Raw genomic sequence first — 10,144 nt, forward strand, 5'->3', positions numbered from 1 at the left:
GCTGCTTTTAAGCGTTTGATCTAACAAGGGGGGAATACCTGACTATCATCGGGATGATGACTCGGGTATAACAACCCCCCTTTCCACAAAGGCCGTCGCATATTTTACTCTGCTAGTTGATCTACAGGGTCAGCAATAAAAGCGATGCTATAAACAGGACTTTTTTCCTTTCGCCCATCAACGCTAATAGCGATTAGTTGCTTTTCTTCACCAACCAAGGCACTACACATGTTCATACCGCGAGAACAGGTAAATCCATACGGGTAATCAATTTGTTTATTGATATCCTCCACCGTGGTCTGACTGTCGATACCTACCCCTCCGATCTCCAGATAACCGGAAAAAGTATTCTTTACCGGCCCACCTTCTTCGCCCGGTGCTGGCCCCGGATCTCGATATTTTGGCGGGGGGCGGTGATTTATTACAAAAACGATCTCCTCTGAAGAACTATAATGATGCGCAATCATGACACCTAAACCATCCCATAAGTATGGCCCTATACCCGGCCCTCCCCTGCTGTGTGAACCCAACACCTCTAGCCAATCATCCATAGAACCACCGATCTTCAATGGCTTGCCATCGTATATAATATGACTGCCTTCCAAGATCGCTTCCGGCTTGCCTCCTCGTTCCACCTGATGCCCTTGATCACAGCTAACCAAAAACGGCAGAAAAAGCAGAAATAACAACTTCACTTGTAACCTCAACATCAATCTATTCTCTCCTTACTCAAACAACTCGTTAAACCAAGCCCCGAGATAATCCAGCGCATGCTGATTAACGTCCTCTCCTTCACTAAAGAGGCTACGCAAGTATTCGACACCATGGCCATAGAAAGGATGACAGGCGAGCCCCTACTTGTATGAGCATGGCTGATATCGAATAAAAAGAGACCGGCTCTAAAACTTCACAACCCAATCGTGAACTGTACACACTGACAATCCCAAGCATATTTGCTAGGGTTGTCGCCGGCATGGATGCCATTTTTTCCTCAGGATCGGATTATAATGAATCGTCATTTCCCCCTTTTTCACACCCTACCCATCGTCTCTCTTTTATTGCTATCTGGCTGCGGTGAGAGCGCTGATATCAGCGAAGCGGAACAGCGCGTCATCGACCATACGCTCAAATCCCTGGTCTTTGTGGAGGGAGGCACTTTTACCATGGGCCACCCGCAGTTCACCAAGACCGTGGAAGTGACTCTCGACAGCTATTCCATTCAGGCTTACGAAGTGTCTTATTGGGAGTTTGATACCTTCACCGAAGCCACGGATCGCCCCTTCCTTAATGAAGAAGCCATGGGCGAACCTCTGCGGGAACCCGCTAACTCAGCGTGGAGAGTCACCTGGTATGACGCTCAGGCGTATTGCCACTGGCTGGGTGAATTGACTAACTTACCATTTGAGTTACCCACCGAAGCGCAATGGGAATATGCCGCCACCAGTCGGGGCAGCAGTCGTGCCCTTTACGCCACTGATGATGGCACCCAGGACTGGGGACGCAACTATCGTGGCGGCCCCAATACGCCCTGGCACCCAGAGCCATCAGGGACTTATCCGCCCAACCCACTTGGGATGTACGATATGACCGGCAATGTGGCGGAATGGGTGCTGGATTGGCATGACAAAAACTATTATGAGAAATCTCCAGGGCTAAACCCTCATGGGCCTGCAACGGGAACAACAAAAATATACCGTGGTGGAAGCGTTGTCGGCACACAACGCTACAATGTCTTATACCGCCGATCTCCCGGCCTTAAGCCCGAAGACAAACAAGGCGGTGCTCGTTGTGTGGTCAATCAACCCAAAGTTATTGTTTCTTCTATACAACAGGAGAGAGAGGACAACAACTAGCCCATCCCCACCTGGCCCCAATTCAAGGAGTCAGGTGTTTTTTTAATGAGGTATCATTAACCCGCAAAACGTTTCGAAATATTCTGGAAGCGAGCTCGTTCCTCACCATCAAGGAAGGTCAACACACGCTTCTGGTTATCGTCAGCCCTATCCATTTTTTCCGCAGGACCATCATCGACGGGAATGTTGACCCCCATGTGCTCCATCACCTCCTGGTACTCGCGGGCATGCTGAATACTCTCAAGGACCACAACTACCGCTTCTTCCCGACGTTCATCAAGCCCACCCGAGAGTAGATTGATATCTCGTTGGGTAGTCCCTGCCGAGATCAGTGTATTGAGGAGCCGCCCCTTGGTTTCCGGAAAGGCATAACCGAGCAGTTCACGCGCTTCCGCTTGATCCAATAGGGTTTCAGCCAGTCGGTGGGCAGCTTCGCTATCCTCATCCCAACGCTCCCAGCGATAAAGCAAATCAGCACGATAATTAAATACCGCCTGCACAGCACTAACAGCCATCAAGCCCCCAGTAGCGGCAGCACCAGCCGCCACGCCAGGCACTCCTCCTAGCTTGAACAATTCGTACTGGAAGGAGCAGAAGGCATCAAACGCAGTGTTTAGATCACCATCTTTTGCAAACAAATCGATTATATTAAACTCTGCATCGCTCAACTCGTTGTACAAAAGCACCAGAAAACCCTTTACATGGATTGCATCGACAGTGAAGGAAAAACCACCGCCAACACCCAATTTAAACGCCAACTCTGCCTTGCAGTGGATTACAAATCGCCCTGTAAGCGCATCAAATCCGACCTGAAAATCCAGCCCCGCACCGATACCGGCCATCCCCGTAGCAGAATACCCAACACTGCCTAAAGCCTTGAACTGACTTGCCTGGGGTTGCTGCCACATGAGCCCTCCCTTGATTCCCAAAGTGGCTTTTACCCCTACGAAGGCCTCCAGCTGCACATTGGCACCTTGTTGGTCATCCAGTTCAGTATCGAACGGTGATCTGGTGCTCTTGGCTACTTTTACATTGTCAGAGGGGGTGGCTAGCGCTGTGGTATTGATCATGCCACTGCGTTGGCTCTCCTGATCTGGCCAAGGGGCGTCCGAGCGGAGACCTATTGCTTCCAAGCTCCCTTCCTTCGGGTTGATGTAAACTTTCCCTGCTGCCAACAGATTAGCCCCGGCATACCCTGTCAGGCTGGTTGTCACATCAAACCGGAAATTACCCAGCTTTGCTTCTTCGTCCTGGAGAACATTCTTCTCTACTGTCACTCTAAACGGATTAAGCAGTATGTCTCCATTGCCCGATGGCCTCCGAATACTGTCACAGTATGATTGGCTGTTGGGAGGTGGGCATTGGTGGAAATGGCTACTGATAACGCTTGAGTAAAAGCTCATGGTATTAATCTGCGCCAAATCCCGGTATTTCTGGAAATATTGAACTATCAGCAGGCGCAGTTCCTTTTCATCATTTGGTTGCAAAGAACCTGGCCCACTCCTGTCTGCTACTGATAAGCCTGGTAACAGCTCATCATTCATCATCGTTAATAGCTGCCCCATGGGTTGGTAACTAGTGACTCTTTTCACCCCCAGGGCGCTACTGATTTGCTGTTGCTCTGCTCCACCCCATACACCTTCCCGGAACAGTGCCAACCAACCGTTGACATCACCCAGCAGAAAGCTCTGGATTGCACGAGTGCGATAAGGACAGTAGTTACCCGAAGCATCACGCCCAATGGCATCGACACGCATTTCTGTTCGGGTCAACTGACTAGCAGCTCGGAGCGCTCTGAGACTCTGATTCAGGAGACTGACGACGTGTGGCGAGGGGAAGCTACCATGATCTACCGGGACGGTTTGCAGCAGCGACCGCACCTGATCAACTCTAATCTGCGTACTTCGGCGCCGCACATTGAAACTAGCTTGCCAGCCGAGCTTGTCGGGCAGCATGAATTGGCCCTGCATCTTCCCTTGCGCCAACGACAGATCCATCTCTGCCTTGGCTTCAGCGCTGACCGTGCCTTTCATCAAATCAATGTCGGCAGACGCTGTTGCGCCGCCCACATAGCGCATGAATGACGCTCCACCACTCACTTCGAAGGACTCGGGAGGCAAGTCAGTTTCTTTGATTACACCATGCCAGTAATGGCGCTCCTCCTGGGTCAGATCTTCTGTCTGGGTGAATTCCGATAGCCACTCAGGCTGATTCTCCCCCTCCACTGACCACACCTGCGACACGGCGTCCTGAGCCTCACCCAATCCGCTCTTATCCAACTCTTCACTGGCCAGCAGCTCCAGCGCCTTGTCTCTCTGATACTGCTTCCAGCCCATCGAAAACTTGGCTTTTTCATTAACATCGGCTACCCAGTTGTCCACGGACTGGAACCAGCTGTCAGGTAGTAGCTGTAGCAGTGTGGCTCCAGGGCCTAACAAAGCCAGCGCCTGTCGGGAGCGAATTTGTCCCTCCCGTTTTTCAACCAGTTCAACCTCAGCGTTGATTTTGGCGGACACATTGCCAAAAGCTTCTTTCAGCCCCTGGGTCCTTTTTTCAGCCTGATCCTTATCCGTCAGGTCATTCGTTCCGTAAGTCAACGCATCACGAATGCCAGGTACGGTATAGCGGCGTTCGCCCTCCAGGCTGTGATAGGCCAATGCATCGCTGGGAATAAAGGAAAATTGACTCCCCCCGATTTTCAAGGGCCGAACCAGTTCAATCATTGCAGGCGGAGCATTGCCGCCGTTCGCATATCTCTCCGGTGGCTTGCTTCCACTTTCACCAGCGTCAGATGTTTGATTTCCTGCCTGGGATAGCAATACCTCCAGTTCCTGTCTCGCCTCAGCAGCCCCACGGTCATCCCCTGCCTGAATCGCCTCCTGCAATTTTTTCACTGGCGCGTTGTATTTCTCTTCAAGCCGCTGCAGTTTCTTCACTTCGGCTTCTGTCAGCAGCAAAACTTCTTCACTGGCGGGGATGATGATGAAATCTTCGACTGGAGCCAGCTTGCACGTCAGGTTTGTAGTTTCATTGCCATCTGAAAGGCAGTTGTCTGCTCTGGAGCAAGAGCGGAGGGCGCAGGCATCCCCGTGCTGCTGAGCGTTTGATTGATACTCAGGCTCGCTAAGGTGCTGATAGTGATCCAGGCTTAATCTGGCGTCACCCAGTGGTACCCCCTTAAAGCTCAGTAACCCATTGGTGACCGTGCTGTAGTGCAGCTCTCCGTTTGCATCTTCCACTGTGGCGATTGCCCCTTCTGGAAGCGGACCTCCTGCCTCCGACAAGGGAGTGAATTGCAAATCACCCAGTATTTGCAGGGGAACCTCTGTTTCCACCTGCTGCCCCTGATACTCAACCCGGAGCCAATAATTTCGGGCCTGCAAGACCTCATCATCCCTGTCATCTGTCAACTGGACTTGACCCGCAGGCAGCTGGCCAGTCCAAGGCAGAATCAGTTCGCCAGATGCCTTGTCGACCCTGTGCTGAATCGTTTCTATTGCCGATTCGCTCTCACCCTGCTTCTCTATCACGGTCACGGTCAGTTGATCACCCAGGGTCAATCCGCGGGCAGCGAGCTTGGCGAAAGGCGAGTTACCTGAAGCAATTCGATTCTGTAACCAGGTCACCGACCGTAATTGCATTGATGACGAATCACTCTGCCATTCCGGATCCAGATCCAACTCTGGCATCGACTCACCAGTCAATGCCATTACCGGCACAGGACTATCCGCCACCACAGGCACCGGCACCCCATACTCCATGTTCCCGTTAAACGTCACCCCACTCTGGCTTTTCAGTGTCACGGTATTACCGAACAGGCGGATGGTGCCGTCGGTTTTGATGGTGATGCCACCGCCGCCCTGGTGGAGGGTGATGTCACCGCTGCCATCGCCGCGGATGTCGATGGCATCTGCGGCTTGTAGATGGAGGCTGCCGCCTATCCGGGTGGCGAGCCCCTTTTTGGCGGTAATACTGAGGTTGCCTTCGATGCGTAGCTGACTGTTGGCTGCGCTGTAGAGCTCCAGGTTGTTCTTGGCTTCTAACGTGGCGTTGTTCTTGGCTGTGGCGTGGGTGTCGGTTTGGGACTGGTAATGAATAAGCCCGCTGTCGGTTTTGACTGAGGAGTGATTCATGACCTGGGTGGTACTGTCGCTGCCCACGCGAGTCTGACTGCTTTTTCCAACCTCAAGGGATTGGCTCCCCCCGGCGCGCATGACCAACGCTCCCTGCTCACAGGCCAGAGTGACAATCGGGCTATCGCTGGCGGCATCCAGTGCCAGCAGGCATTCGCCGTCCGGTGTGTTGAGGGTGATGGCTTGCGCGTTTTTCCGGTCATCCAGACTCAGCTGGTTGCCTGCCGGTGTGAGCAAACGGTTTTCTGATGCATTTTGATTGATAACCGGGCCGGGCTGATTTGCCGCCGGGGCGTAACCAAGAATGACGGGTTGGTCGGGATCGTTATTCAAACAGGTGAGCAGGACTTCCGCACCATCACGTAGCGGCCAATCCCAGCCAGTGGACTGCCCATCCAACCCCGGCAGACTGCCATGTGGCTGTAACTGGCGCAGCGGCGGACTGGACTCAGCGTGAGGTTTTCCTGCGTCATCAAAATGGAGTCGTGCTACGCGACGGCATTGGCCATCCAACTCACTGTACGGCCCGGAGGACTCCACTCGGGCGGGAAAGACCAGTGGAGGGGAGACTTTTGCGGGCAATGCCGGCCGGTAGGCTTGCGACAGATGCAGCAGCTCTGCTTCCCAGACGAATCCGGTTGGCGTATTGCCTTGATGGTTACGCGGTGAAGAAAAGGTTAGCCTTGCCTCCGTCACCAGGCAGGGCCCCTCCCCTTCAATGGGTACCCATTGACCAGGTTGCAGATCCCCAATGGCACCGCTCACCCGGATAACGTGGGCACGGCACTGCTGCCGTTCTGTCTCCAGCCTTGCCAGGGAGATAGCGTCATGGGCATCCGGGCTACCGGCTTCGAAAAAAACCTGCTCCGCCGCCGACTCAGTATTTCCGGAGCGGCGGTCCTGGGTCTGGGCAGGAAACTCCGAAGGACACACTTGCTGATGTATCCGGGTTTTCTCTGGCTGCCAACGGTAGTAACGGTGGGACTGGCGCAGTGCCACTGAGGCCATACCCTGGGCACTGCGATTCCCGCCGACTTCCGCCATCACATCCAGTTGGCCACGATCTGCCCGCTCGGCACCGTGCTGATCATCCGCAAGCACAATGATCTCGCCCTGATCGCCTTTCCGGGAATAGCACCAGATGCCGTGCCGGGCCAACTGCCGTTGCAAAAACTGCAGGTCGGTTTCGCCAACCTGTGTTGTCCAGTCCATCACCGGGTATGACTGCCGGGTACGATTGTCCACCGTCAAGCCGTGCTCTTTGAGCAATGCTTCTGCCAACTCGATAACGCTTCGCTGATGCACAATCCGATATCGGCTCTGTTGGCTCAGGGAAGCAAGCCCTGAAGTGACAGAAAAGATCCATTCTTCGCGACCATCGGGCAAAGTTCGCCCCTGCTCGATAGCCATCACCTGGCCGGCGTAATCACAGCTGAGCCCGTCTGCACTAATGCAGCACCAGTCCGCAGACTTGCCCAACAAACTGCCGGCCTCCAGCCCTGCTCCTACTGCACAGAAGAAACGATACTCTCCTGGCTGGCTGAGCGCCGCCTGAGCGATCAAGGCATAGGGCTCCAGGGAAAGTCCGTCTACGGTCAGTTCGATTTCTCCACCACCGGGTGCGTCAGGCCCGGGCTGAAGCCATGAACCCACTCCCTGCTCCAGCCGCTCACCGATAGCCTCCCTGGCATCCTCCAGAGCATCATTCAGCTTGTTCTCGATACTGTCCCGCCAACCCATATTCATTCCCTGATTGTGCTTTCCCTATACGTAGCGAGCTTGCTGCTAACGCTTAATTACTGCCAACCATCTGCCCATCCACCTTGATGGAGCCGCCGGAGATTTCCACGTTGCTGCCATCGATGATGAGATCTCCGCCTGGGGTGATTTCGATGGAGCCTCCGCCCTGACTGAGACGAATGGGGGCACTGCCCGAACCGCGCAGGATGATGGCACCTTGAACATCCATTCCCAGCTTGCCGCTGTTCACCACCATGGAGGCATCGCCGGAGACCACATCCAGTGAGAAGGAATTTTCGGTTTTCAGGATCAGATCCTTGCCGGCATGCACATTGAGGTTGCCGTTGTTCGTGGCCATGCGCAGATTGTCACCGGCCTTGAACAACAGGTCTGACCCTGCCTGCAATTCCACCTCACCTTCCTGGGTCATCAGTTTGAGGTCTCGGGTTACGGTAATGGTTTGATCCTCGCCTACCTGCCAGGTCTGTGACCCACCCACTTCGGTGGTCATGTTGCTGCCCGCGCGGATTGTCATGTCGCCGTCGATGCTTTCCAGGGTGACCTGCTGCGCGTCTGCACGGGCATCCAGACTGAGTCGGTTCTGTCGGTCGCGGGTGAACAGTTCGATGCGTTCTTCACCGGCACGATCCTCCATGAGCAACTCGTTCCCCCCCCGGGTTCGCAGGATGTGCTGACTGGGGTTGCTTGCAGAGACCGGCCCCGGCGTGACCGGATTGCTGAGAGCACCGAGGATGACGGGACGATCAATATCACCGTTGACACAGCTGAGCATCACTTCTGTGCCAGCGTGAAGAGGCAGATGCAGGCCGCTATCCGGCCCGCCGTAGGGTTGCATCAGGCGCACCGGCGGGCTGGCTTCACCTTTCGGGGTATCGCTTAAATCAAAGGGAAAACGAATGCGGTAACGGCCTTGATCATCCAGATAGGCATACTCACTGCCATCACCTTCGACCAGCGCAGAGAAGGTGCCATGCACCGGTGAACGACGCCATTGCGCCGCACTGCGCCATGGAATCGATACCGGCACCAGTGTCAGTTCACTTTGCAGGCCCGGTTGATCACTATTCTGCCCAAAGGCATGGCCGACACGCTGATCTCCCTGAATATTGACCGCTGCCACCAGCCATTCACCGTCGTGTTGAGGGTGACCGGACAGGATCAGTTTCATGCCGGGGATGAACTGCCCTGTGTCGGCACGGGCAATCACTGTTTGCCGTTGTACATCTTCCACTTCACAACGAATGCGAGCCAGGGTGCTGCACTGGTCAGCATCAACGGCATTTACACCCCAGAAGTGCTGATCGCCACGACCGCCCAGCCCTTCGGCATAACCTTTGGGGTCAGCGTCCGGGGTATCCGGGTTGTGGTCATGCAGGTTGAATGTGCCACTGCGCCAGTGAAGGGTTCGCGTAAGCTGAAAGACGCATTCACTGTCACTCGGCTGGCCGCTTCTGGGATGGTATTCGAGCATGGCACTGCCGAGGATGTCCTGCAGGCGGTTGCTGTCATCCAGAAAGTACAGGTGAGCACCGCGCTCTTGGTGTGCTGCGGTATAGAAAATGCCATCGCGAGCCAGTAGCCGGGTCAGGAATTCCAGATCGCTTTCCTCATACTGCACGGTCATGGCACGGGTGGGTAACGATTGTTTGATTTCAATGGTGATGGTATCGGCGTTGAAACCCGCTTCTTCCATCACTTGTGAAATGATTTCCTGAACGGTCTTGTTGAGGAACACCCGGTTGTGACGATTGAGCGCCAACGGATACAGGGGCGACACCAGATGCAATCGCAATCGTGGCCCTTCCGGGCTGGCACCCAGTTCTTCTACCGCTTCGACCATGAACCCGAAATGTTGTTGCTGGGCCCCTGCGCCCTCTACGCGCAGTGTGGCGGGTTCGCCGGGCATGGAGGCCAGCGCAGGATTGATGCGTGCCAGGACATCCACTTGCATGCGCCCCAGTGAAGACAATCCCAGATCACGGGAAGCAAAGCATTCCACTGCCAGTGCTTCTTCACCAAGACCCGCTACGTCAATGAAAAAACGACATTTAGGTGCCTCGACCAAGGTGGTCATACTGATGCCGGCAGCTTCACCTAATCCCGTCAGGAGTTGCTCGGTCAATGAGCCACCGTCAGTAATGCTCTTTGCCAGCGCCCCCAGTCCACCTTGCGTGTCCATTCCACCGCTCACTCCACCCAGGTTGCTGAGGGGGGAGTCCATCTGCCCCGCCTTGCCGGTCAGCTTGCTGAGCGCGGATTCGAAAATATCATCCGGTTTCATGATGTCGTCCTTGTCATGTTCGGTCTGCTTCCATCTGTTCGGGGAGCAGCAGATGAGCGACTTATCCCGCTGGAACTACCGCTCCCACAGGGCGAGAATGTCCGATCCTCAGTGTC

4 protein-coding genes are annotated in these 10,144 nt (G+C 54.7%); 1 reads left to right on the forward strand and 3 read right to left on the reverse strand.

The genetic code is table 11. The annotated features are described in order from the left end of the window. Window positions 1-104: 104 nt before the first annotated feature. A complete protein-coding gene (locus Y5S_RS01240) occupies window positions 105-710 on the reverse strand; it encodes a DUF7738 domain-containing protein (RefSeq protein WP_035229589.1) in 606 nt (201 codons plus the stop codon). 297 nt (window positions 711-1,007) lie between these two features. Between Y5S_RS01240 and Y5S_RS01245 the strand changes: the two genes are divergently transcribed. After that, complete coding sequence (locus tag Y5S_RS01245) at window positions 1,008-1,853, forward strand: formylglycine-generating enzyme family protein (protein WP_052041298.1); 846 nt, start codon at window positions 1,008-1,010, stop codon at window positions 1,851-1,853. A 56-nt stretch (window positions 1,854-1,909) separates the two neighbouring features. Here the strand turns inward: Y5S_RS01245 and Y5S_RS01250 are convergent, their stop codons facing one another. Then, on the reverse strand, window positions 1,910-7,732 hold the full coding sequence (locus Y5S_RS01250) for a type VI secretion system Vgr family protein (RefSeq protein ID WP_081939610.1): 5,823 nt from the start codon (window positions 7,730-7,732) through the stop codon (window positions 1,910-1,912). Window positions 7,733-7,778: 46 nt separating this feature from the next. Further along, window positions 7,779-10,028 carry a type VI secretion system Vgr family protein gene (locus tag Y5S_RS01255; protein WP_035229595.1) on the reverse strand — a complete coding sequence of 750 codons (2,250 nt, stop codon included), beginning with the start codon at window positions 10,026-10,028 and terminating at the stop codon, window positions 7,779-7,781. Window positions 10,029-10,144 lie beyond the last annotated feature (116 nt).

It is taken from the genome of Alcanivorax nanhaiticus, from assembly GCF_000756665.1.
Lineage (GTDB): Bacteria > Pseudomonadota > Gammaproteobacteria > Pseudomonadales > Alcanivoracaceae > Alcanivorax > Alcanivorax nanhaiticus.